General features: G+C 62.8%; 14 protein-coding genes. 11 read left to right on the top strand and 3 right to left on the bottom strand.

Annotation, left to right across the window (positions count from 1 at the left end; all coding sequences use genetic code 11):
- Positions 1-4: 4 nt before the first annotated feature.
- Together AAHK21_RS05700 and AAHK21_RS05695 are read right to left on the bottom strand one after the other, a co-directional pair.
- Entirely contained in the window at positions 5-1,726 is a 1,722-nt protein-coding gene (locus tag AAHK21_RS05700; RefSeq protein ID WP_367856686.1) for a hypothetical protein, read from the bottom strand.
- Positions 1,727-1,882: 156 nt separating this feature from the next.
- A complete protein-coding gene (locus tag AAHK21_RS05695) occupies positions 1,883-2,086 on the bottom strand; it encodes a response regulator transcription factor (protein WP_094010633.1) in 204 nt (67 codons plus the stop codon).
- Positions 2,087-2,330: 244 nt separating this feature from the next.
- Here AAHK21_RS05695 and AAHK21_RS05690 point away from each other — a divergent pair, with 244 nt between their 5' ends.
- The 7 genes from AAHK21_RS05690 (at position 2,331) to AAHK21_RS05660 (ending at position 9,694) form a co-directional block, all read left to right on the top strand.
- Positions 2,331-3,584 (top strand): HlyD family secretion protein, encoded by a 1,254-nt coding sequence (locus AAHK21_RS05690; protein WP_367856685.1) that lies wholly within the window; start codon positions 2,331-2,333, stop codon positions 3,582-3,584.
- A 10-nt stretch (positions 3,585-3,594) separates the two neighbouring features.
- Positions 3,595-5,748, top strand: coding sequence for a peptidase domain-containing ABC transporter (locus tag AAHK21_RS05685; protein WP_367856684.1), 2,154 nt, complete (start codon positions 3,595-3,597; stop codon positions 5,746-5,748).
- On the top strand, positions 5,745-7,157 hold the full coding sequence (locus AAHK21_RS05680) for a TolC family protein (protein WP_367856683.1): 1,413 nt from the start codon (positions 5,745-5,747) through the stop codon (positions 7,155-7,157). The genes AAHK21_RS05685 and AAHK21_RS05680 overlap by 4 nt, the downstream gene beginning before the upstream one ends.
- Before the next feature lie 87 nt (positions 7,158-7,244).
- Positions 7,245-7,538 (top strand): hypothetical protein, encoded by a 294-nt coding sequence (locus AAHK21_RS05675; protein ID WP_367856682.1) that lies wholly within the window; start codon positions 7,245-7,247, stop codon positions 7,536-7,538.
- A gap of 51 nt (positions 7,539-7,589) precedes the next feature.
- On the top strand, positions 7,590-7,811 hold the full coding sequence (locus tag AAHK21_RS05670) for a hypothetical protein (protein WP_146230448.1): 222 nt from the start codon (positions 7,590-7,592) through the stop codon (positions 7,809-7,811).
- A gap of 486 nt (positions 7,812-8,297) precedes the next feature.
- On the top strand, positions 8,298-8,453 hold the full coding sequence (locus AAHK21_RS05665; protein ID WP_158539556.1) for a hypothetical protein: 156 nt from the start codon (positions 8,298-8,300) through the stop codon (positions 8,451-8,453).
- Between the two features lie 128 nt (positions 8,454-8,581).
- Positions 8,582-9,694 (top strand): SbmA/BacA-like family transporter, encoded by a 1,113-nt coding sequence (locus tag AAHK21_RS05660; RefSeq protein WP_367856681.1) that lies wholly within the window; start codon positions 8,582-8,584, stop codon positions 9,692-9,694.
- Positions 9,695-9,715: 21 nt separating this feature from the next.
- On the opposite strand, the gene AAHK21_RS05655 is transcribed toward AAHK21_RS05660, so the two are convergent.
- A complete protein-coding gene (locus tag AAHK21_RS05655) occupies positions 9,716-10,153 on the bottom strand; it encodes an Lrp/AsnC family transcriptional regulator (RefSeq protein ID WP_277503258.1) in 438 nt (145 codons plus the stop codon).
- A gap of 133 nt (positions 10,154-10,286) precedes the next feature.
- On the opposite strand from AAHK21_RS05655, the gene AAHK21_RS05650 reads away from it, so the two are divergent.
- The 4 genes from AAHK21_RS05650 to AAHK21_RS05635 all read left to right on the top strand — a co-directional run bounded on the left by AAHK21_RS05650 (position 10,287) and on the right by AAHK21_RS05635 (position 24,282).
- The gene (locus tag AAHK21_RS05650; protein WP_367856680.1) at positions 10,287-11,186 is read left to right on the top strand and encodes a DMT family transporter; all 900 of its coding nucleotides are present in this window, start codon (positions 10,287-10,289) and stop codon (positions 11,184-11,186) included.
- A gap of 144 nt (positions 11,187-11,330) precedes the next feature.
- Positions 11,331-13,025: a ShlB/FhaC/HecB family hemolysin secretion/activation protein gene (locus AAHK21_RS05645; protein ID WP_367856679.1), complete on the top strand. Its 1,695-nt coding sequence runs from the start codon at positions 11,331-11,333 to the stop codon at positions 13,023-13,025.
- A 56-nt stretch (positions 13,026-13,081) separates the two neighbouring features.
- The gene (locus AAHK21_RS05640) at positions 13,082-23,854 is read left to right on the top strand and encodes a DUF637 domain-containing protein (RefSeq protein WP_367856678.1); all 10,773 of its coding nucleotides are present in this window, start codon (positions 13,082-13,084) and stop codon (positions 23,852-23,854) included.
- On the top strand, positions 23,854-24,282 hold the full coding sequence (locus AAHK21_RS05635) for a hypothetical protein (protein WP_367856677.1): 429 nt from the start codon (positions 23,854-23,856) through the stop codon (positions 24,280-24,282). The genes AAHK21_RS05640 and AAHK21_RS05635 overlap by 1 nt, the downstream gene beginning before the upstream one ends.
- Positions 24,283-24,511 lie beyond the last annotated feature (229 nt).

The raw sequence follows: 24,511 nt of genomic DNA, 5'->3' as shown, positions 1-24,511 counted from the left end.
CTTTTCACCTCGCGAGGCCAGGGTAGAAGTTCAATGCTTGTTTGATTTCTTCATCGCCATCGGCCTCGGCCAGCAGCGCCTCCAGGGTCAGCGCTTGTGCAGCACGCCCTGGTAAGGTGAAGCAGCCGGTTTCAGGGTTGAAGCTGATGGCCAGCGTGGCAGTTGACCAGAACGGCAGGGCGTCCGGCTGTTCATGGCCGAGGTTGAAGCGAGCCGCCAGCAGCGCGTGGTCTTGCAAGGCATGCAGGGCCGCTCTTCGGTCACCGTCCGGTTTCTCGTCGAGGGCATCGATCTGGCTTTGCAGCTCATGCAGCACGCGGTGGCTGCGGTTCAGCCGCGTGGCATTGATCAGCAGGGCGAGGTGCAAGTGCCGGCGGTCGATGCCGTGATCGCCAGCTGCCTGTACAACCCTGTCAAACAACTGGCCGTAACTTGAGCGCAGTTGAGCGTCCAGGGTGGGATTGCTCGCCAGCCAGGCTGGGCCGGCTGCTGCAGTGTCCTGGTCCAGGCTGGCCAGCAGGGCGTGAAAGAGCGCTCCACTCCAGCGTTCATATCCGTCCCAACCTACTGCGTCGGCTATGGAGGTGACCGTGAACTCGTCAAGTTCCAGAGCACGGTGCAGTGCCGTGGCAAAGGCGGTGAACTCCGGGGCATTTTCCACCGCGCGCAACAACCAGAGCGGGAACCCGGCCTGAGCGACCTGATACAGGTGCAGGTAGTGGTTGTAGCGTTGGGTAAAGTGCTCCGCAGTCGTTTGCCAAAGGCGTAGCGAAACGTCGCCTGTCACGACCGCATATTTGCCCAGGTAGTAACACAGGCTCTGCAGGCTTTGCACGGCGGGCAGGTATTCGGTATTGAAGCGGTCGATGCTGGAGCGGTCGTGTATAGCGTCGTCAGTGAAAAGGCAAATACCGCTGAGGTCCAGCCAGCCGCCTGTAAGTGAAACATTGGATGCGCTGACATTGAAATGGATGATGTGCTTTGCCCGCGCAGCCGCGAATTGCTCGGCGTAGCGGTCGGCCAGTTCAACAAGGCCACTTTGCAGGCGTTGTTCGAGTGCGGGCATCTGGGCGGTCGAGCCTGGTGCCGCGGGGAGGAATTCGACAAGTCGCTGAATGGCCTGTTTTACCCGCAGCGCATCCTCGCCCAAACCATCCAGGCGCTTCTGTCTGAAGTAAACGGACCTGATGAAATGCGCGGGGCGCACAACCGGCTGACGCACGAGAAGGCCGCGTTTCAACGCCCCTTTCCACGTGTCATAGGTCAGACCGGTGTCGAGGATGGCCACGGTGCGCGTCGCCCCGAAAGGCAGCACCGACTCGATGATCTCTGCCCAGATCGATTCATAGAGCGCGGTGGTCAGCGACAGGTTGCCATCCCCATGGCCCGCGTCGACATCATGACCGACCAGGGCATTGGCCCCCAGCCCCTTGAGTTGCCAGGTGCCATCGAACCCGCAGCGCGCGCCACCGCCGTTGCTGAGAATGCCGTCGCCGCCATAGCGTTCAGCCATGAAAGTCTTGCGCGGTGCGCTGTCGCACCGCGGCACGGCCTCGGGCTTGATCAAGTAACTGTAAGAAGCGAGTACGTCATCCGAAGTCTGTTGTTGGCACAGCGACTCGTTGAGATAAACAACTTCACAGCCTTCGATAAGTACAGCGTCGAAAGGGACGAATACTTCGTGCAGCTCATTGAGTTGAGCCGCTTTATTGTCTGGGGCGTTCATCGGGAAAGCGTAGTTTCGACAGTGGTGGGCAGGTGGGTGCCGAAGTGGCCAGTCAGCGTATCGAACTGGCGGGGCAGTGACTGTTTATACCTCACGGTAATGCCAAAGTGCCACCCTACAGGTGTAGGATGGCCTGAACTTCAAGAGTGTGGATAATCAAGCGTTGTGCGCAGGTACTTTCGACGCATTGATAAGAATCGCCAGTTCAATACGGCTGCTGATATTCAATTTCTTGAATACCGAAGACAAATGGTCTCTGACGGTGTGTTGGCTGATACCCAGTTGTTGCCCGATTTCCTTGTTGGTCAATCCTTTTGATAAGCAGTGAATGACGTCATGTTCTCGTTCCGTGATGTTCAACGCATGTTCCCTTTGTGTTGCAGTTGCCGACTGTCAGGCGGCGGATGGTAAAAATCGAGTGGCTGGGTGTGCGGTTCTGCTCATGGTGGGGTGGGACGAGCGGTAAGGTCAAAAATTTAGTGCGGTGACCGATTTTTTATCGGCCACCGAAGGCGACCTCTTGACACGATAGGCCCTGCGGGGTTGAGCCCAGGGCGTGGCGCCCGGGCAGGTAAAGGATGACGGCGTGACAGGTAAGGCCCCCTTGTTTCGACACGAAGCGCTGGCCGCGCGGCAGACCAACTGGCTGGGTGACATCGTGCTGGTCCGGCCCGTTTCCTTCACGGTGATGACACTCGTGGCGTTGTTGCTCGCGGTGATGGTCGTGAGTTTTTTCTTCTACGGCAGCTATACCCGGCGCAGCACAGTCCCGGGTCAACTGGTGCCGTCATCCGGGCAGTTGAAAATACACGCACCGCAGTACGGTGTCGTGCTGGAGCGTTTCGTCGAAGAGGGTCAGCTGGTAGAGCAGGGGGCTCGGTTGTTGCTGATTTCCAGTGAGCGCTCGGTCGACTCGGGGCCTGTCCAGGCAGAGGTCAGCGACCAGCTCCTGCGCCAGCGTCATTCCTTGGAGGAAGAGCTGCGCAAGCAGCAGCAACTGCAAGTCGAAGCGCGGCTGAGCCTGGACAGCAAACTGCAAAGCCTGACTCAGGAACTGGACACGCTGGCCCAGCAAATCGCCAGCCAGCAGCGGCTTGTGCAACTGGCCGGCAATGCGGCGGAGCGTTACCAGGGCCTCATGGACAAGGGCTACATCTCCATGGACCAGTTGCAGCAGCGGCAGGCCGAGCTTCTTGGTCAGCGCCGGAGCCTGCAGGGGTTGGTGCGCGAGTCCACGGTGCTCAAGCAGCAGTTGGTCGAGCGCCAGCACGAACGGGCCGGGCTGGCCGCGTTGCATGGCAATCAGCTGGCCAGCATCGGCCGCTCCCTGTCGTCGGTGCAGCAGGCGCTTATCGAGAGCGAAGCCAAGCGTTCGCTCGTCATCACGGCGCCGCAGCAAGGCGTGGCCACGTCCATCCTGGCCGAGCCGGGGCAGGTCGTGGACAGTTCGCGATCGCTGATGAGCCTGGTGCCGGCGGATGCCAACCTGCAAGCCGAGTTGTATGCGCCCAGCAAGGCCATCGGTTTCATCCGGGCAGGCGATGCCGTGTTGCTGCGTTACAAGGCCTATCCCTATCAAAAGTTCGGCCAGCACCGTGGCCAGGTGATTTCCGTGTCCAGAACGACGCTTTCGGCCGCCGAGCTTGCCAATGTGGTGGGGACCGTGCCGGGCCTGGGAGGCGACGGCGAACAGATCTATCGCATCCGCGTGGAGATACAGAAACAGGCGGTGCTGGCTTACGGTGAGTCCCGGCCCTTGCAGGCGGGCATGCTGCTAGAGGCGGATGTCCTGCAGGAAACCCGGCATCTGTACGAGTGGGTGCTCGAACCGCTCTACAGCCTGACCGGCAAGCTCTAGGAATGCATGCATGAACTACATCGATGCCATCACCCCGACACTGGGGCGCCGCCTGCCGCTGATCCTGCAGACCGAGGCCACCGAGTGCGGGCTCGCCTGCCTGGCCATGATCGCTGGCCTGCACGGCCACCATACGTCCCTGATGGAGCTGCGCCGGCAGTTCAGCGTCTCGCTCAAGGGCATCACCCTCAGGCAACTGATGCAGACTGCGCAGCGCCTCGATCTTGGCACTCGGGCGGTAAGGCTGGAGCTGAGCGACCTGAACAAGCTCAAGCTGCCCTGTGTGCTGCACTGGAACTTCAACCATTTCGTGGTGCTCAAGGCGGTCAACGGGCAGCGCCTGACCCTGCATGATCCCGCGCAGGGGGTACGGCAACTGAGCCTGGCCCAGGCCAGCGAATGCTTCACCGGCGTTGCGTTGGAGGTCTGGCCCGAGCCGGGCTTCGAACCGCAAGCTGCCAAGCCCCGGCTCGGCTTGACGAGAATGCTCGGTCGCGTCAGCGGGCTGTACCGCGGCCTGGTCCAGGTGTTGCTGCTGGCGCTGGCGCTGGAAGTGTTCTCGCTGGTCAGCCCGTTCCTGTTGCAATGGACCCTCGACAATGTGCTGGTCACCCAGGACCGCGACTTGCTGAGCACGCTGATGATCGGCTTCGGCCTGTTGCTGCTGATGCAGCAATTGGTCAGCGCCACGCGGGCCTGGGTGATGATGCACATGAGCACCTTGCTGAGCGTGCAATGGCGGGCGAACGTCTTCAGCCACCTGTTGCGCCTGCCGATCCAGTACTTCGAGAAACGCCACCTGGGTGATGTGGTGTCTCGCTTCGGGGCTGTCGATCAAATCCAGCATACGCTGACCGCCGCGTTCTTCTCGGCGATTCTCGATGGCCTGATGACCGTCGCGACCCTGGCCCTGATGTTCCTCTACAGCCCCTTGCTGGCGATGATCGCGGTACTGGCCATGGTGGCCTACATCGGCGTGCGATGGGCGTGGTATGGCCCTCTGCGCCGCGCCAGCGAGGAGCAGATCGTGCATGCGGCCCGCCAGCAGAGCCACTTTCTGGAAACCCTGCGCGGCATACGCACGCTCAAGCTGTTCCAGCGGCAAGGCGAAAGGCGTTCCACCTGGCTGGGGCTGCTGGTCGCGCAGATCAACGCGGGGTTGCGTACGCAGAAACTGCAGTTGCTCTATACCCAGCTCAATGCGTTGATCTTCGGCCTGGAAAACCTCTGCACCATTGGCTTTGGCGCTGCGCTGGTGATGGACAACCACTTCACCGTTGGCGTGCTGATGGCGTTCGTGGCGTACAAGAGCCAGTTCGTCAGCCGTGTGGCGAGCCTGGTAGACCACCTGTTCGACCTGCATATGCTGCGTTTGCAGGGCGAGCGTCTGGCTGACATCGTCCTGCAGCCGCCCGAGGAACAGCGCGATGCGTGCCAATCGGTGAACTGGCCAGCCGGGCGGATGAGCATCGACATCCAGAACCTCAGCTACCGCTACTCCGAGCATGAGCCGCTGGTGCTCGATGGCATCGACCTGCGCATTGCTCCCGGAGAGTCCGTGGCCATCACCGGGGCCTCGGGATGTGGCAAGAGCACCCTGGTGAATGTGCTGCTGGGGGTATTGCCGCCCACCAGCGGGCAGATCCGCATGGCGGGGCATGAACTGCGCCAGCTGGACCTGGAATCCTGGCGCGGGCGGATCGGCACGGTGATGCAGGACGACTGCCTGTTTGCCGGCTCGCTCGCGGACAACATCACCTTCTTCGAAACGAGCCCCGATCTGGAATGGGCCATGGAATGCGCGCGCATGGCCGCCATCGATGCCGACATCGCAGCCATGCCGATGGGCTACAACACGCTGGTGGGCGACATGGGCACCGTACTGTCGGGCGGGCAGAAACAACGCGTGCTGCTGGCCAGGGCACTGTACCGGCGGCCGGATATTCTCATCCTCGACGAGGCCACCAGTCATCTCGATGTGGCCAGCGAGCAGTGTGTCAACGCGGCGGTACGTGCACTCGATGTGACGCGAATCATCGTTGCCCACCGTGCCGAGACGATCGCCTCCGCAGATCGGGTAGTGCGTCTCGAGGCGGGGCGGGTGGTGCTTGATCAGCGGGTGGCGTGCGTGTCGTCGGACCTGGGCGAAGTTGTCACGCCATGAGTGCAGGTGTCTTCAATCGTTGCCTGCTGGTGCTTGTGTGCGCATGGGCGCCCTGTGCCGCTGCACTGGACGTGTTCTCGACCGCCGACGCCGTGGCGCCTGCGGCCGTGCTCCAAGGCTCAGGCCTGGGTGCGGCCTGCGTGGATGGGGCGCTACCGGAGGTGCTCAGCCTGGAGGTCATGGTCGAGCGGGTGTTGTGCCACGACCCCCAGGCCCGGCACGCCTGGGCGCAGGCCAAGGCCCAGGCGGCGCAGGTCGGGGTAGCGCGCTCGGCGTACCTGCCCAGGCTCGATGCCACGGCCATCTACAGACGCGGCCGCAACGACACCCAATACGAACAGACCGACACCTCGGCCCAGGGGCGTCAACGTCAGCTGGACCATCGTCTGAGCCTGAGCTGGGTGCTGTTCGATTCCGGCCGGCGTGAAGCCGACCTGCGCAATGCGCGGCAGTTGCTGGTGGCGGCCAATGCCAATCAGGATGAGCGCCTGCAGGAGGCCTTTGTGCAGGCAGCCAGCCTGTACTACGACACCCTGGCCGCCCAGGACAGGCAACGGGCCGCCGAGCAGGTTGCCGCGCTGGCCGCGGAAAACCTCAAGGATGCCAGCGCCAAGTTCGACGCGGGCGCCGCCGCGCTGAGCGACCGCCTCCAGGCGCAGACCGCCTACTCGCAGGCCAGCCTGAACCTGGTTCGCGGCCAGGGGGCGGTGCGCGATGCCAAAGGCCAGATCGCCTTGCGCATGGGGCTGGCGCCGCAGACGCGGTTGATGCTGGCGCAAGCGCTGACACGACGGCCGGACACCGCCTTCGTCAAAGGCCTGGATGCACTGCTCGAGCAGGCGGGCAGCGACCACCCTGCGTTGATCGCCGCAAAGGCGAAACTGGAGGCGGCCAAGGCAGCCGTCGCCGAGCGCGAGGCTGCTGGCCGCCCATCGCTGTCGTTGATCGCCTCGCTGTCGGATGTGAAGACCCATCAGGCAATGGCGTACAACGGCGATAGCCATATCCGTGACAACAGCGTTGGTCTTCAGGTCAGCATCCCGCTGTTCGAAGGGTTCGGGCGCACCTATCAGGTTCGGGGTGCCCGGGCCAGGGTGCAGGCCCAGGAAGCAGAACTGGCCGATGCTCGGCAGCGTGTGGCGCTGGAGCTGTGGGCCAGTTACCAGGCCTTGGGTATCGAGACCCAGGCGCTGGACAGAACCGCCGAGTGGGTCGAGCAGGCAATGCTCGCCCTGACCGTGGTCCAGGGCCGTTATCGCTCTGGAGTGGGCAGCATGATCGAGCTGCTCAATGCTTCGTCCGCCTATGCAATGGCGGAGCAGGAGCATATTGCTGCATTGAATGGTTGGCACCGTGCGCGATTGCGTCTGGCGGCGAGCTTGGGGCGCCTGGGGTTCTGGGCGCTTTGATCGCTGCTGTACGACAAGTGGGTTCGCGCGTGTAGCCAAAGGGTAAATGCCAAACGTTTTTCCATGAAATCATAGGGAGTTGTAACAATGCGAGATATCACAGCAGAAGAGCTCGAGATGGTGGCAGGCGCCTTTGGTCCTGTTGGGGCAGTCGGTGGTGCGGCAGTTGGAGTTGCTACTTATCTCGGTAGCCAGACCGGTGGTGGAAGTATCAATGGAGCTGATCTGGCGTTGGCGGCAGGGGCTGGTGCTCTGATAGGTGCTATTACCGGCCCTGCCGGCATCGGCAGCATTGCTGCGGGAACGACCGCAGGTTTTGGTGGCGGAGTGATTACAGGTAATGGATCGCGTATGTGGGGCAGTGGTTCGACGGGGGCTTGAGCGTTTATCCCGATGGTGGTGATTTCGAGGTGAGAGCGGTTTTTCCTCACGATGGCACGTTACATCAATGCCCGCAGGTTGGAGGTAAGGTTGATATATGTTATGGATTTGCTGTCGGCCTTGCTATTGGCAGTGTTGTTCAAAAAAGTGGCCGGCTTGCTGAAGGGCAAGTTCGGCTGGAACACTGATGGCGTGCTGGGTCTGATATCGGTGCCGGTCATCTACCTGTTGATTTATTTTGTTGTTCACCCGTCGTTGTCCAAGTGGTTCTAGACAGGTTGCCGCTCGCCTGTAAAGCTCGATTGCCTTACAGGCGCGCAGTAACAGGGTGGCTGCAAAGTGCTTTCGATGGCCCACCATCAGGGAAGGCAGTGCGGTCAATTTTGACCGGTTGACCGCTTCAACGTCGAAAGAGGCTTGAACATCCGGTATTCGCTGGGTGTTTGAGCTTCTTTTCGACTGGGCGAGTCAACTAGTGTGGTGTTTTGCAAATACGACCAATAAATCGCGGCGAATTTTGCGCTCAGGCAAGGCGTCGCGACGAGTTGTAGCCCAGCTACGGCGAGGAGCGACAACGCCGCATGAGCGCAAAAAGCGCCGCGAGTTATGGTCGTTATTTGTGAAACACCACACTAGATCCAGCCCTACACCTGTAGGGTGTCGGGCGCGGTCGGGTGGCGATACACTGAATGTGAGTGGTGGCATCTGGCCTCGGTTCGACGAAAAAAGTCAGACGATAGATGATCTGGAGTAGTACTGATGAATGCTTTTGTCGCGATGGTCGTAACCATCTTGATCGGAATAGCCGTGGGTACGGCTGCCGATTATTGGATGCTTGATAAATTTATAAAGTACGCATTGATGGCAGTGGTGATAACGCTGTCGCTACGGGTACTGCGTGGAAGTAAACTGTAAGGCAGTTGTTCTTGGTTTTCAGTGGCCGGTTGGCGGCCCTGCGCGCAAGGGTTAGATAGTGCGTGCAGCGTGTATATAAGGAGTGGTACACACTCCGCTAATAATGAATTTTTATTCCGTGATGTCCAATGAATTCGAAAATCGCTAGCGGGAATGATGGCGTCCCTGAAGACGCGTCATTTTTGCGTAAGACCTTTTGTTTGGTGTCGTTGTACTGGAAGAGTGAAGAGAAGCTATTCGCCTGGTGTTCACTGGTGGCCTTGGCGGTGTTGTCGCTGCTGGCCGTAGCCACCGCGTTGGCTATCAACGAATGGTACAAGCACTTCTACAATGCCATCCAGGCACTCGATGCCTATTCCTTCTATCGTCTGGTGCTGGTATTCGTTGCCGTTGTGCTGCTGTCGGTATTGCGCTCCGTCTTGATCACCTATTGGGTCGACGTCTTCGCATTGAGATGGCGGCGCTGGTTGACCAATCACTACCTGTCCGCATGGGTCGTCGAGTCGAATCGCCCTCAGCAGATCGAGCAGCAGGTCGATAATCCCGATCAGCGCATCGCCGAGGACATCAACAAATTCACGTTCGAGACCATCGATCTGGCCTGCGGCCTGTTCTACACCCTGGCCAGCGTGGTCTCGTTCAGCGTGGTGTTGATCAGTATTTCAGGCAGTGCGCAACTGTGGGGCTTGAGTATCCCCGCCTACATGTTCTGGGCTGCCATTTTCTACGCCCTGCTGGGCACCTTCATCAGCCAGAAAATCGGCTTCAAACTGGTCTCCTTGAGCAACAACCAGCAGCGTTCCGAGGCGGACCTGCGATATTTCCTCATCCGTTTCCGTGACCACTCCTGCGAGCAGGGGGATCAGTCAGGCCGCAATGGCGAAAAAGACCGCATCAGTGAAAAGCTCGATGTCAGCCTGGCCAACATGCGCCGCACTATCCGCGTGAAGATGCGTCTTTCGTTGTTCACCGAGAGTTACAGCCAGCTCTCGCTGGTGTTCAGCAGCCTGCTGGCGGTTCCGCGCTTCTTTTCCGGTGCCATCCAGTTTGGTGACGTCATGCAGATCAACTCGGCGTTCGGCAACCTTTGCGATAATCTCAGCTGGTTCATCAATGCCTATCACCGCCTGGCCGACTGGAAAGCCACGACGGACAGGTTGATCTCGTTCGATGGCGCATTGGCCGAACGCTCCGTAATAGAGGGTGTGACGCGTGGGCACGGAACTGTCTTCGCGAAGTAGCCTCACCCTGAGGCGCCTTTATCAATTCATCGGCGGCAACCGCCGCTTCACCGGCGTCTTCTTGATGATCGCGGTATTGGTCTCGGCCAGCACATTCAGTCGGTCGAGCAGCGTGTCCAACTGCTCCATCGAGCGCACATGCAGGCGGGCGATGAAGCAGTCCTCGCCGGTCACCTTGTCGCACTCGGTGAACTCGGGGATGGCGACGATCTGCCGTTCCACCTCCTGCAGTTGCCCCGGCAGCGGGCGAATGCGCACGATGGCCTGCAACTGGTAGCCGAAACAGCGCGGGTCCACCTCTACCGTGTAGCCGCGCAGCACGCCGCGCTCCTCCAGGCGGCGCAGGCGCTCGCTGACGCTGGGCGCCGACAGGCCGCTGATCTGCGCCAGGGCCTTGAGCGAGCGGCGCGAGTCTTCCATCAGGGCGTTGATCAGCAACTGGTCAATGTCATCGGTCATGGCTGCCTCGTTAGGTGATTTTCCAAATCGGCCTTGATAGTAAAGGTGCATGAGCCGATCGGCCTTGGTTATCCGCTGGAAGGTCAGCCTCAACCCTCCGCATACTGTGCCCATCGTCGACAGGAGGTGTGAGATGGACAATTCGTTGCGCCGTGGTTCTCTGGAAATGATCGCCGCCATGCTGATCTCCGGAACCATCGGCTGGTTCGTGCTGGTGTCCGGGCAGCCGGTGCTGGAGGTGGTGTTCTGGCGTTGCGTGTTCGGTGCCGGCACCTTGCTGCTGATCTGCGCGGCCATGGGCTTCCTCAAACCGGGCGTGCTGACCCGTGCCACTTTCCTGCTGGCGGTGATCAGCGGGGTGGCGATCGTCGGTAATTGGGTACTGCTGTTCGCCTCTTATTCGCGGGCATCGATCGCCATCGGCACCGCGGTGTACAACGTCCAGCCGTTCATGCTGGTGGGGCTGGCGGCACTGTTCCTGGGCGAAAAGATCACCCTGGCCAAGCTGACCTGGCTGAGCGTGGCGTTCCTCGGCATGCTCGCCATTGTCAGCGCCCATGGCGCGGGGCAGGCCAGTGGTGGCGAGTACCTGCAGGGCATCGCCCTGGCGCTGGGCGCGGCGTTTCTGTATGCCGTGGCGGCGCTGATCATCAAGCGCCTGACCGGCACGCCGCCGCATCTGATCGCTTTAATCCAGGTGAGTACCGGCGTCTTGCTGCTGGCGCCCTGGGTGAAGCTGGGCGGCCTGCCGGGTGAACTGCCGGCGCTTGGCAGCCTGGTCACGCTGGGCATCGTGCACACGGGGTTGATGTACGTACTGCTTTACAGCGCCATCCAGCGCCTGCCCACGGCGTTGACCGGGGCGTTGTCTTTCATCTACCCGATCGCCGCGATCCTGGTCGACTGGGTGGCCTTCGACCATCGCCTGGTAGCGTTGCAGTGGTTGGGAGTCGGGCTGATTCTGCTCGCCGCTGCCGGCATGCAGCAGGGGTGGTGGTTCCGGCCTGCCGGCAAGCCTGCGCGACAACCGTAAAGCAATGAAGGGCGGCTTGCCGGCGTAAAGGAATTATCCGGTAATACGGGGGAAGGGTGGCCTATTGATAGCACTGCTGTCCTTTAGTACCCTGCGCGGCTATTTCGCAGTGATGCGCTCGGCTTTAAGTGATGGACATGCCCCATGCCCCTTCCTACCCGCTTCCTGGCCGCAGGCCTGGCTCTTTTGCCTTTGTACGCCGGTGCCGCACCGTTCCAGACACCCGGCGACCGTGACCTGATCCGTGACCGCCAGGAGAACCTGCTGCAGGAGCAGCGCAAGCGCCTCGAGGAGCTTCAGCAACTGCCGGGAAGGCAGGCACCGCAGGCGCCTGCCCAGCCCACCGAGCAAGGGCGTTGCTTCCAGATCCAGCGCATCGACCTGCAAGGCGCCAGCCTGCTCGACGAGCCACAGCGCAAGGCGCTGCTCGAAGGTTATGAGGGCAAGTGCCTGCAGGTCGGCCAGCTCAACGACCTGCTCAAGCGCATCACCGACCATTACCTGAACCGTGGCTACCTGACCACTCGCGCCTACCTGCCCCAGCAGGACCTGGGCTCCGGCGTGCTGCAGATCATCATCGTCGAAGGCCGCCTGGAAGGGCTGGACGGCTCCGCCCTGGCCAGCCCCCGGGAAATGGCCATGGCCTTCCCCGGCAAGACTGGCGAGGTCCTCAACCTGCGCGACACGGAACAGATGGTCGACCAGCTCGGCCGTCTGCCCTCGCGCCAGGTCGAGGTGGAGCTGGTGCCCGGCCAGGAGGTCGGCGGCAGTCGCGTGCAGCTCAAGGGCCAGCGTGACAAGCCCTGGCGGGTCTCGGCCAGCCGCCACAACAACGGCGACGCCAGCAGCGGCGAGCAGCAGATGAACCTTGGCCTGGAGTGGGACAGCCCGCTGGGCCTGGCCGATCAGTTGAGCCTGCGTGGCGGGCGCGACGTGGTCAGCGACCACTGGCGCCATTCCGACAGCCATGGCCTGAACTACAGCCTGCCGTGGGGCTGGTGGACCTTCAACTACAGCTACAACCACAACTACTACCGCACCCGCGACACCTCCAGCGGTTTCCCCTTCAAGCTCGACGGCGACAACAGCGTGCACCAGTTCCAGGCCGAACGGGTGATCCACCGCGACAGCCTGAGCAAGACCGCGGTCAATGTCGGCGTCAGCCACCTGCGGGCGCGCAACTACCTGGACGACACCCTTATCGACGTTTCCAGCACCCGTATCACCGAGCGCCAGCTGGGCGTCAACCACGGTCGTCGCATCGGCAATGCCTTCGTCAACCTCGATGCCGGCTGGCAGCAGGGTATCGGTGCGCTCGACGCCCAGGGCGCGGGCGATCCGCGCGGCAACGAACCGGTGGCGCGCTACAACAAGTACACTCTCACCCTGAGCTACCTGCAGCCGTTCCAGCTGTGGGGCGAGCAGTTCAGCTTCGACAGCCTGGCCACCGGCCAGCGCAGCGAAGATGCCCTCTACAGCGGCCAGCGCATCAGCGTCGGCGGGCTGACCTCGGTGCGCGGTTTCAAGGAGCAGACCCTCACCGGCGACAGCGGCGGCTACTGGCGCAACCAGTTGCGCTGGCGCCGGCCGGTCACCTGGGCGCCGCTGCAGCCCTGGCTGCGCGAATACGGCATGGCGTTCGCCTACGACGCGGGGGTGATCAAGGGCCAGCACGGTAACGGCCAGGACCATGGCCGCCTGAGCGGCAATGCCCTGGAGTTCAACGTGCGCGGCCAGTACTTCGCCGCCAGCGCGACCTTCGCCCGCTCGCTGGAGCGCCCTGACGTCATCACACGCCGCGAACACCCGATCTATTTCCGTGTCGACGCGTTCTTCTGAGCCCCGACCCACCCTTTGCCCGTGACACCGCCGCCCGCGCCTGGAGTTTGTTCGACATGGATATCCGCACCCCACTGAACCAATGCATTGCCCTGATCGTCGCGGGGGTGCTGTTCCTCAATCCCATCGTCGCCACGGCCGCGCAGTTGACCGTCGATGCGGCGGCCAACGCCAATACCAGCCTCAAGCAGGCCGGCAACGGCGTGCCGATCGTCAATATCGCCACGCCCAACGGCAGCGGCCTGTCGACCAACACCTTCCGCGACTACAACGTCGGCAGCAACGGGCTGATCCTCAATAACGCCACCAGCAAGACCCAGTCGACCCAGCTGGGCGGCATCATCGTCGGCAACCCCAACCTCAGGGGCCAGGCGGCCCAGGTGATTCTCAACCAGGTCACCGGCGGCAACCGCAGTACCCTGCAGGGCTACACCGAGGTGGCGGGGCAGGCGGCCCGGGTCATCGTCGCCAACCCCCATGGCATCACCTGCAAGGGCTGCGGCTTCATCAACACGCCGCGGGCGACCCTCACCACCGGCAAGCCGATCATGGACGGCGAGCGCCTCGACCGCTTCCAGGTCGACGGCGGCGACATCGCCATCGAAGGCGATGCGCTCAATGCCACCAACCTCGACCAGTTCGACCTGATCACCCGCAGCGCCAAGCTCAACACCGAACTGCACGCCAAGCAGCTGAACATCGTCACCGGGCGCAACGACGTCAAGGCTGACACCCTGCAGGCCACGCCGCGTGCCGACGAGGGCGGCGACAAGCCGCTGCTGGCCATCGACAGCTCGGCGCTGGGTGGCATGTATGCAAACACCATTCGTCTGGTCGGCACCGAGCAGGGCGTGGGCGTCAAGCTGGCCGGCAACATGGCCGCCACCACCGGCGACATCCAGGTGGACGCCAACGGCAAGGTGACCCTGGCGCAGACGTCCAGTGCCGGCAACCTGACGGTCGCCGCGCAGAGCGCCGAGCTGACCGGCAAGACCTACGCCGCCGGCAGTGCCACTGTGCGCGTGCGTGACGAGGTAACGGTCGGCCAGAGCCTCGCCGCCAAGGACAGCATCACCGTGACCGGCGCGCGGATCGACAACCAGGGCATCATCGAAGCCGGCGTGGAACCCGACAACACCCGCAATGCCCACGGCGACGTGACCCTCACCGGCCAGACCCTGCGCAACCGTGGCAGCGTAGTGGCCAACCGCACCCTGGAGGCCACCGGCAGCACCACCCTCGACAACCAGGGCGGCACCTTCAAGGGCCAAGTCACCACCCTGACGGCTGGCCAGCTGGACAACCGCAAAGGCCAGGCACTGGCCGACGACATCCTGACGGTCAATGCCAACGCGATCGACAACCGTGACCAGGGCCTGCTGCAAGGCAAGGGCAAGGCCGTGGTGGACGTCGGCACCACTCTCGACAACCGTGGCGGCCGCCTGGTGGGCCAGGGCGGCCTGCAGGTCACCGCCACCCGGCTGGACAACCGTGACAAAGGCCTGGTCGGCAGCGACCGGCAGGCCAGGCTGACCACCCACGCGCTGCTGGACAACCAGGGCGGCGGCAAGCTCAGTGCCGACCGCCTGGACATCACCACCGCCGGCCTGCTCAACGGTGGCGGCCAGTTGCTCGGCGGCGATGTACTGGTAAACGCCAGCGCCGACATCGACAACCGCCTCGGCGTGGTTTCGGCCAAGCGCCTGCTCGACCTCAAGGCCGTGGGCCTGGACAACAGCGGCAAGGGCAACCTGCGCAGCGACGGCACACTGGGCGTCAAGGTGGCGACCCTGGACAACCGTGACAACGGCCTGCTGTCGAGCCTCGGCGACCTGACCTTGGATGGAAAGCGCCTCGACAACCGCGGCGGCCTGGTCCTCGCCGACCGCTCGCTGACCGTCACCGGCGGGCATTTCGACAACCGTGACAAGGGCGCGGCGACTACCAAGGGCAAGGCCCTTATCGACGTCGAGAGCCTGGCCAACAGCGATGCCGGCCACCTGCAGAGCGATGGTCGCCTCGACCTGATCGCCGGCAAGGTCGACAACGAGCGCCTGGGCAACATCACCGCCAAGGGCGACCTCGAGGCCCACCTGGGCACCTTGAACCATCAAGGCGGCAAGTTGACCAGCCTGGGCAGCCTGCTGCTCACCGCCGACATGATCGACAACCAGCAGGGCGGCAAGATTGGCGCGACCAGCGTGGCCGACATCAGCGCGGCGCGCATCCTCAACCAGCAGGGCGAGATTTCCAGCGTCGGCAAGGTCATCCTCAATGCCAGCGAATTGCTGGACAACCAGGGTGGCAAGGTCATCGGCGACCGTGGCCTGGCCCTCACCGTGCAGCGCCTGCTCAACCAGAACAAGGGCCTGCTCAGTGGCCATGACCGCCTGAGCCTGCACGGCACCGAGCTGCTCAACAACGGCGGCAAGCTGAGCAGCCACCAGCACATCGACGTGACCCTGGACGGCAAGCTGGACAACAGCGACGCCGGCCTGATCATCAGTGACGCCAGCGTCACCCTGAATGCCGGCACGCTGCTCAATCGCCAGGGCGGCAAGGTCTCGGCCATCGCGGCCCTGGACCTGACCAGCCAGGAGCTGCTGGACAACCAGGGCGGCACCCTGGTGACCAATACCGGGCTGCTGCTCAAGGCCGGTCGCCTGGACAACAGCCACCTCGGCATCATCAGCGCCCAGGAGCACGCCGAGCTGCGCAGCGGCGCCATCGACAACAGCGCCAAGGGCAATATCGGTGCCGGCAGCCTGCTGCTGGTCGGTACCCAGCTCGACAACTACGGCTATGGCCGCATCAGCGCCGCCGGCCAGATCGACGCCACGCTGACCGGCCTCGACCAGCATGACCACGGGCAACTGGTCAGCGAGACCGGCATCGACCTCGACCTGCAGCACGGCCAGTGGGTGAACCGTGATCACGGCCTGCTGCGCTCGCCGGGCAACCTGTTGTTGCGCCAGATCGGCGTGGTCGATAACCGCGATGCCGGGGAGATTTCCAGCAGCCGTGGTTTCAGCCTGGTCGCCAGCCGCCTCGACAACCGGGGTGGGCGAGTGGTCAGCAGCCAGGACCTGACCCTGCGCATCGCCGGCGTCCTCGACAACAGCCTGAAGGGGGTGTTGTCGGCCAGCCACGACCTCGAGGTCGCGGCCGTCAGCCTAGACAACTTCAGCGGCGGCAGCCTGGCCAGCGGCCAGGCCATCAAGGCCACAATCGACGGCCAGCTCGACAACCATGACGAGGGCATCCTGTCCGCCGTTGGCGGGTTGACCGTGACCAGCGCCGGCTTGCTCAACGGCGAGCGCGGCCTGTTGTCGGGCAACACCGGCGTGACCGTCACTACCGGCCAGTTGGACAACCATCAAGGCGGCCAGCTCACCAGCCAGGCGGCGATGACCGTCGACAGCAACGAGCTCGACAACCGTGGCGGTACCCTGAGCAGCAAGCAGGCGATGAAGCTGACCACCGGCGAGCTGCGCAACGGCGCCGATGCCCTGCAGCGCGGCGGCCGGATCCACAGCGATGGCGCATTGACGCTGGTGGCCGGGCAGGTCGATTCCAGCCAGGGCGGCGAAATCTCCGCCAAGGGCGACCTGCTGCTGCGCGTCAGCACGTTGATCCAGCGCCAGGGGCGGCTGATCGGCGAACAGAAGCTCGATCTCGACCTGAACGGCGGCGACCTGCTGAACCAGGGCGGCCTGATCAGCGCCAACGGCCCACTGAACATCCAGAACCTGCGCAAGCTCGACAACAGCACCGGCGAAATCACCAGCCAGCAATCCTACAACCTGCTCGCCAAACGCATCGACAACCAGCAGGGACGCATTCTCAGCGATGGCCGGCTGACCGTGGAGGCGCCACAGCTGGACAACAGCGGCAAGGGCCTGATTTCCGGCGCGCAGGGCCTGCTGGCCAAGGGTACCGACCTGAACAACAGCGGCGAAGGTACCCTGTCCAGCAAGGACGGCGACCTCACCGTGACCCTGGCCGGTACCCTCGACAACCGCGAACTGGGCGCCCTGGTCAGCAAGGGTAACCAACAGATCACCGCGGCCAACCTGCATAACAGCAAGGGCATCATCTCTTCCGAGCAGGCCATCACCCTCAGTGTCACCGACCGGCTCGACAACAGCGGTGGCGGCCTCATTTCCGCCACCGGCGACCTGGCGTTCGACCAGGCAGGCACCGTCATCGACAACCAGGGCGGGCAGATCAACGGCCAGGCGATCACCGTCGTCGGCAAGCGCCTGGAAAACGCCAAGGGGCAGCTGACCAGCCGCGCGCTGCTTGACCTGACCTTGGCCGAGGCGCTGCTCAACACTGACGGTGCGCGCCTGGTCAGTGGCGCCGACCTGTTGCTCAAGACCGGCAGTGTCGCCAACAACGGCGGCAAGCTGATCAGCCACGGCCTGTTGCGCGTCGACGCGACGACGCTGGACAACAGCCGCGGCGGCAACCTGGCCAGCCAGCAGAACCTGGTACTGCGCCTGAGTGGCGACCTGCTCAACGGCCAGGATGGCCTGCTGTTCAGCGAACACGGCAAGCTCGACATCCACGCCAATGCCCTGGACAACCAGGCCGGTACGCTGAAGAGCCAGGGCGCCATCGAAGTGCACCTGGACAAGGCCCTGAACAACCACGGCGGGCGCCTGGAGAGCCAGGACGGCGGCCTCGAGCTGCACGCCGCGAGCCTCGACAACGGCGGCAGCGGCATGCTCAGCGCGGCCAAAGGCCTGTTCAAGGGCGTCTTCAGCGGCCTGTTCGACAACGGCGGCGGCACCACCCAGGCGCAGTCGGTGGACATCAAGGCCGACACCCGGATGAACAACCAGGGCGGCTACCTCTCGGCCCAGGGTGGCGACAATCAGCTCGTCACCGCCGAGTTCGACAACCAGGGCGGTGGCCTGTACGCCGCCGGGCTGCTGCACCTGCAGGGCCAGCAACTGCTCAACCAGAGCGGCAAGATCGGCGCCGGGCGCATCGACTTCGGCTTGAGCGGCGCGTTGTACAACGGCCTTGGCCAGCTGGAGAGCGAAAGCGACCTGCAGCTGCGCGCCAGCGAGCTCGACAACCGCACGGGCAACCTGCGCGCCCTCGGCAAGACCGGCACCAGCCGCTTCATCGTCACGGGCAACCTGCTCAACGACAACGGCGTGCTGGCCACCGCCAACCACGACCTCGACCTGCAGATCGGCGGCCTGAGCAACAGCGGCGGGCAACTGCTGCACACCGGCCTTGGCACCTTCGGCCTGGCCTCCGACAAGGTCACCCAGGCCGGCGGTGTCCTGCACACCGATGGCCTGCTGAGCATCGGCGCCGCCAGCTGGACCAACAGCAGCGTGCTGCAGGCTCGGCGCCTGGAGCTGGACATCGGGCGCTTCGTGCAGACGGCCAGCGGCAAGCTGCTGGCGGTCGAGAGCTTCAAGGGCCGCGGTGGCGACTGGACCAACCATGGCCTGCTGGCCAGCGATGGCAGCCTGCAACTCGACCTCACCGGCAACTACGACGGCAACGGCCGCCTGAGCAGCCTCGGCAGCCTGGGGTTGAGCGCCACCGATATCCGCCTGTCCAGTGCCGCCAGCCTGGCCGGCGGCGCGGGCAGCGTGGTGACCGCCCGCAACCTGCTGAGCAACGACGGTCGCCTGACCGCCCTCGGTGGCCTTACGGTCAACGCCGCCAGCCTGGAAAACCGCGGCACCCTCGGCGGCGCCGCGGCAGTGACACTTGCCGCCAACACCCTGAGCAACCAGCGCGGCCTGGTGTTCAGCGGCAACGACATGACCCTGCGCGTGGGTAGCCTGAGCAACTACTACGGCGACATCTACAGCCTCGGCGGCCTGGACCTGGCCGGCAACGGCAGCGCCCGCGCCGCGTTGCTGGACAATATCTCCGCCAGCATGGAAAGCGCCGGCAGCATGACCCTGGCGGTGGACACCTTGCTCAACCGCAAGGAACACCTGACTTCGAAGCAGAAGCTGGTGGCCGGCTACGTCAACGTGTATTCCGATGACCGCTGCAAGGGCAAGGGCTGCGAGCTGTACTTCTCGGCCACCGAGAGCTGGCAGGATGTCATCGACCAGGACAGCCCCACGGCCTTCATCACCAGCGGCGGCAAGCTGACCTTTGCCGGTGACGCGTTCCGCAACCACTACAGCAGTGTCTCGGCGGGCGGCGATATCGCCATCAATACGGCCGTGTTCGAGAACAAGGGCGCCGGTGGCGGCGAGCAGCGCAACCTCACCGCCAGCATGTACACCCGTGATCGCGGCCAGTACAACGCGTTCATCAACGCCAAGAACCAGTTCAACCAGAACCCGGGTTCGCTGACCCTGGACCAGGTGATGGCCGCGTCTGGCTATCCGTATGCCAGCATCTATGACGTCATCGACAACAAGACGCCGATTGCCGGCGCCGTGGTCGCCCCGGCGGTGGTGCAGTCGGCCGGCGCGGTGACCATCAACGCCACCCAGCGCATCGACAACAGCGTGGTGCGCGTCAACCAGGCCGGTGCCGGCACCATCAACGCCCGTGGCGATGCCACGGCCGATGCGCGCCAGGCCCAGACCCAGGTGCGCGCGCTCAACCCGCAGTTGCCGCCAGACCTGGCCCAGCGCCAGGTCAACCCGGTGACCCTGCCCAGCTTCAGCCTGCCCCAGGGCGACAACGGCCTGTTCCGCATCAGCAGCCAGGCCGGCCAGGCCGCGATCAGCGGTGACGCCCTGGGCGCGACCGCTGACCGCACCCAAGCCGGCAGCGGCACCTTCATCGCACCGCTGGCCACTGCGACCAGCGCCGACAGCCGCGCGGCTTCGGCGCTCGGTGCCGACAGCGCGGCGTCTGCCCAAGGCGCCGTGGCCGGCTCCGGCGTGGCGCTGGGCGGTTTGGCCGCTGGCGTCAAGCTGGTCCAGGGCGTACCTGAGCGCAGCGTGCCGAGCGTCTCGCACAAGTACCTGGTAGAGACCAACCCGGTCCTGACCGACCTCAAGCAGTTCCTCAGCTCCGACTACATGCTCGGCCAGCTCAATATCAAGCCGGACCAGGCGATCAAGCGCCTGGGCGACGGCCTCTACGAGCAGCGCCTGATCCGCGAGGCGGTGGTGGCCCGTACCGGGCAGCGCTACATCGACGGCATGACCAGCGACGAAACGCTGTTCCGCTACCTGATGGACAACGCCATCGCCAGCAAGGACAAGCTGTCGCTGAGCGTGGGCGTGTCGCTCAGCGCCGAGCAGGTGGCGGCGCTGACCCACGACATCGTGTGGATGGAAAACATCGAGGTCAACGGCGAGAAGGTACTCGCCCCGGTGCTGTACCTGGCCCACGCCAACGGCCGCGTGGCCCCCAACGGCGCGTTGATCCAGGGCCGCGACGTCAACCTGATCAGCGGCGGCGAGCTGGTCAACGTCGGCACCTTGCGCGCCACCAACAACCTCGCCGTCAGCGCCACCAACATCGGCAACGCCGGTTTGATGGAAGCGGGCGGGCGCCTGGACATGCTGGCCACCGAGTCGATCCGCAACGCCCAGGGCGGGATCATCGCCGGGCGTGAAGTGAGCCTTACCGCGTTGACCGGCGACGTGATCAACGAACGCAGCGTCACCCGCCTGGAAGGCCGCGCGGGCGGTGAGCACGTGACCAAGGACCTGGTCGACACCGCCGCGCGCATCGAGGCGGCGAACAACCTGACGATCACGGCGGGGCAGGACATCGGCATTGTCGGCGGCGCCGTGCAGGCCGGTGGCAACATCGACATGGATGCCGGCCGTGACCTGATCATCGCCAGCCAGGAAGGTGTCGACAGCCACGAGTACCAGCGCCGTCGCGTCAGCGGCCACGACACCAGCATCACCCAGTACGGCAGCGAGGTGAAGGCCGGCGGCAACCTCACCGCCACGGCCGGCCAGGACCTGAGCATCGTCGCCAGCGAAATCGAGGCCCGCCGCGACCTGGCCCTGCAGGCCGGGCGCGACGTGACCCTGGCCGCCGCGGCGAACGAGGAGCACAGCTACGCCAAGGGCAAGAAAGGCAAGACCAAGTACGAGCGCCAGGAGGACGACGTCGAGCAGCAGTCGGCCGAAGTGAAGGCCGGCGGCGACCTGACCATCGACGCCGGGCGCGACCTGCGCATGGTGGCGAGCAAGGCCAGCGCCGGCGACGAAGCCTACCTGGTGGCCGGCGACAAGCTCGAGCTGCTGGCCGCCAACGACAGCCAGTACTCGCTGTATGACATGAACAAGAAGGGTGGTTGGGGGAGCAAGAAGACCCAGCGTGATGAAGTGACCGACGTGAAGGCGGTGGGGAGCGAGATCACCAGTGGTGGCAACCTGACCCTCGAGAGCGGCGGTGACCAGCTGTACCAGGGCGCGAAACTCGCCTCCGGTGCGGACCTGACCATTGATAGCGGCGGTTCGGTGACCTTCGAAGCGGTCAAGGACATGCATCAGGAGAGTCACGAGAAGTCCAAGGGTGACCTTGCCTGGAACAGCATGAAGGGCAAGGGCAGCACCGACGAGACCCTGCGCCAGAGCCAATTGACGGCCAAGGGCGACCTGGTGATCAAGGCGGTGGATGGCTTGAAGGTCGATGTGAAACATGTCGACCAGGCGACCATCAGTCAGAGCATCGACGCGATGGTTGCGGCCGATCCACAGCTGGCTTGGCTGAAGGAAGTCGAGAAGCGCGGGGATGTGGACTGGCGGCAGGTGAAGGAGGTGCATGACTCCTTCAAGTACAGCCATTCGGGGCTTGGGGCAGGGGCGCAGATGGTCATCGCCATCCTGATCGCCTATTTCACCGCAGGTGCGGCCAGTGGGTTGGTTGCCAGTGGAGCTTCGGCCGCTGGTGCATCTACGGCGGCCACCACTGCGGGCGGCATGTGGGCCGCTGGCGCCGGTGCGTCCTTGCAGGGCATTGGTTGGGCCAATGCGATAGTGACCGCAGGCGCGATGGGCCTGACCAGCAATGCTGCCATCAGCACCATCAACAACAAGGGCAACTTGAGCCTGGTGCTCAAGGACGTGACGTCCAAGGATGCACTGCGAGGATACGCTGTCTCGGGTATCACGGCAGGGCTGACTGCGGGGCTGTTCGAGGGTTGGACCGGAACCAAGACCGATGCCGTTGCTGCTGCGGGGTCGACCGGAGCCGTCGTCAACGCCACTACCGTGTTGCCACCGGGCGGGCTTTCCACGCTGGACGGGATCGGGCGTTTCGCCGGCAGCCAGATGTTGCAGAACGGTACGTCCGCTGTGCTCGACCGCGCACTTGGCGGTAACAGCTCGTTCAGCGATGCCTTGCGCAATAGTCTGGTTAACACTTTTGCGGCGGCTGGATTCAAATGGGTTGGTGATATCAGCGGAGAAAACAAACTCAACCTGAAGGATGGGGGGTTACCCAAGATCGCGCTGCACGCCCTCATGGGCGGTTTGGCCGCAGAGGCAGCTGGCGGCGATTTCAGAATTGGTGCCCTGTCGGCCGGGGTGAACGAAGCGGTAGTCGGGTTACTGGCTGATCAGTACACCAAAATCCCGAAAGAGGATAGGAACCGCCTGTTGGTGATGAACTCGCAGCTCATCGGCATATTGACGGCTGCTGCTGCTGGGGGCGAAGCCAAGGACCTGCAGACGGGGTCGTGGGTCGCGGGCAATGCCACCTCTTACAACCGTCTCTTGCATGACGCTGAAAAGAAGGCGCTGACGACCGAGGCGGCCGAGTTGCAAAAGCGGCTGGGCAAGCCTGGGACCGACCTTTCCTGGGAAGACCTGCTGTTGCTGGCCGCCAACGCTGAGGTGGACGAGACAGAGAACAAACGCCTGCAGGTGCTCTTGCAGATGTATGACCCGAAGAAACCTGAGGGGCTGCATTTTGCCCAAAACCTGCAGATCGCCCAGGACAGCATTTCCAAACTGGCCGCCCAGGATATTGTCCTGACCTGGAAAGACGGCCGTCCCATCATGGCAGATGGGGATGAGGTGAAGGCATTCCAGGCGACTGAAATGCAGAGGCAGGACCATGGCTTGTTCAACACCGACTCGAAATGGACGCAAGCCTCGGGCAACAGTTGGGCCGGTGAAGTAGACACTGTACCCGAGGCCTGGAAGCGGCAGTTTGGTGAGAAGAATGCCGCGATCTACATGCGCGAGATTGGGCAGGTCTCGAGCAGCCCGGCAGAAATGAAAGACCTGATGGAGCGCATCTCGGTCATTGCCACGGGTGGTGTGAAGGATGTGACGGTGGACCTGGATATCGCTTTGGCGATGACAGGGGCGCCTGCTGTGTTACGGGCGTTGCTGGCCAAGCGGGTTAGTGCTGCAATGGCCGAGGCAGGTGGTTCGGCTACAAGTAAGGAGATTCCCAAACTTGACCCACCTTTGGCATTGCCCTCAGCAAGGCCAGGCATTGTTATCAGGGGAGCTTTGGAGGACCATGAATTCAAGCAAGCTTCAGAAATCGTTGCCTTCAGGGGCGGTGAGTTCAAAGGTGCGGAGGGCAAAAGCTTTGCGGGTATTGATGGTTGGCTAGATGGAGTGCCCGTGCAGCTTAAAGTCGTAGAAGGAACAAGCATCAATGCTGTACGGCGGAATATTGTTAGTGGTGCCAAGGATATGAGTAAGGCTGGGTATAAAGGCGATATGTATGTTGATGCTTCGAAAACAGGCGTCTCGATGGAGAAAATGATTGACCATTTCCGGCCTGGCTCTCCGGTATCTAATGTTGTTGGGGAAGGAACGGTCTCAAATGTTTATATTAAAACTCAGGATGGCTGGCTGAATGTATCGGCTGGTAGAGTTTCCCAGCATAAGGGGTGGCAGTAGTGGCAGCAAGTTTATTTGTCCCTGTGACACGTGTGCCTGAATTTGAAGAGTTAAAAAGCTGGCTTCAAGAGGCTTTGTCTGCTTTAGGGTTTGTGGTTAATAGAGTTACGGTTGGTGTTAATTTGGTTGGTGCATCTGACTTGCTTTCGAACATGATTTATATTTTTGATCATGAAAGAAATGTCTGTTGCTGGGTGACGTTCTTGAGTGCAGATGACTGTTTGCTGGAAGAGGACGAGTTTGGCATGCCATTTATTGCACATATTTCAGGTAGCGTTGGCGAAGGAAGGAATCTCGCTCTTGCAGTTTCTTATGGTGTAGGTGTGGGTGGGGGAGGGAAGGTTGTATATGATGACGGTTGTTTGTACTTTGATGATCAGAAAGGTACTGCTAAATTGGAAGATATAAGATCTATGTGTGAAATGTGAGGAGAGGTTTTCCTTTACAGGACTTATGGCTTCAAATTATGTTGAGAAAATTCATAGCCGAAAATTGTGTAGAAAAGGGGGCTGTAGAAAAGGGGGCGGATTTATTTTTACTGCTCTAATTTCGGCTCCTGGCGGCGAACGGAACTTGCCATTTTGTAGCAAGGACGAGATTAGAGTAGAGACGAAAGAAAAGGGGGCAGATTTATTTTTCCTACTCTAATTTCGATTC

It is taken from the genome of Pseudomonas sp. TE50-2 (assembly GCF_040813665.1).
Lineage (GTDB): Bacteria > Pseudomonadota > Gammaproteobacteria > Pseudomonadales > Pseudomonadaceae > Aquipseudomonas > Aquipseudomonas soli.
The sequence above is the reverse complement of the archived record's forward strand: the minus strand, read 5'-3'. Positions and strand labels throughout refer to the sequence as shown.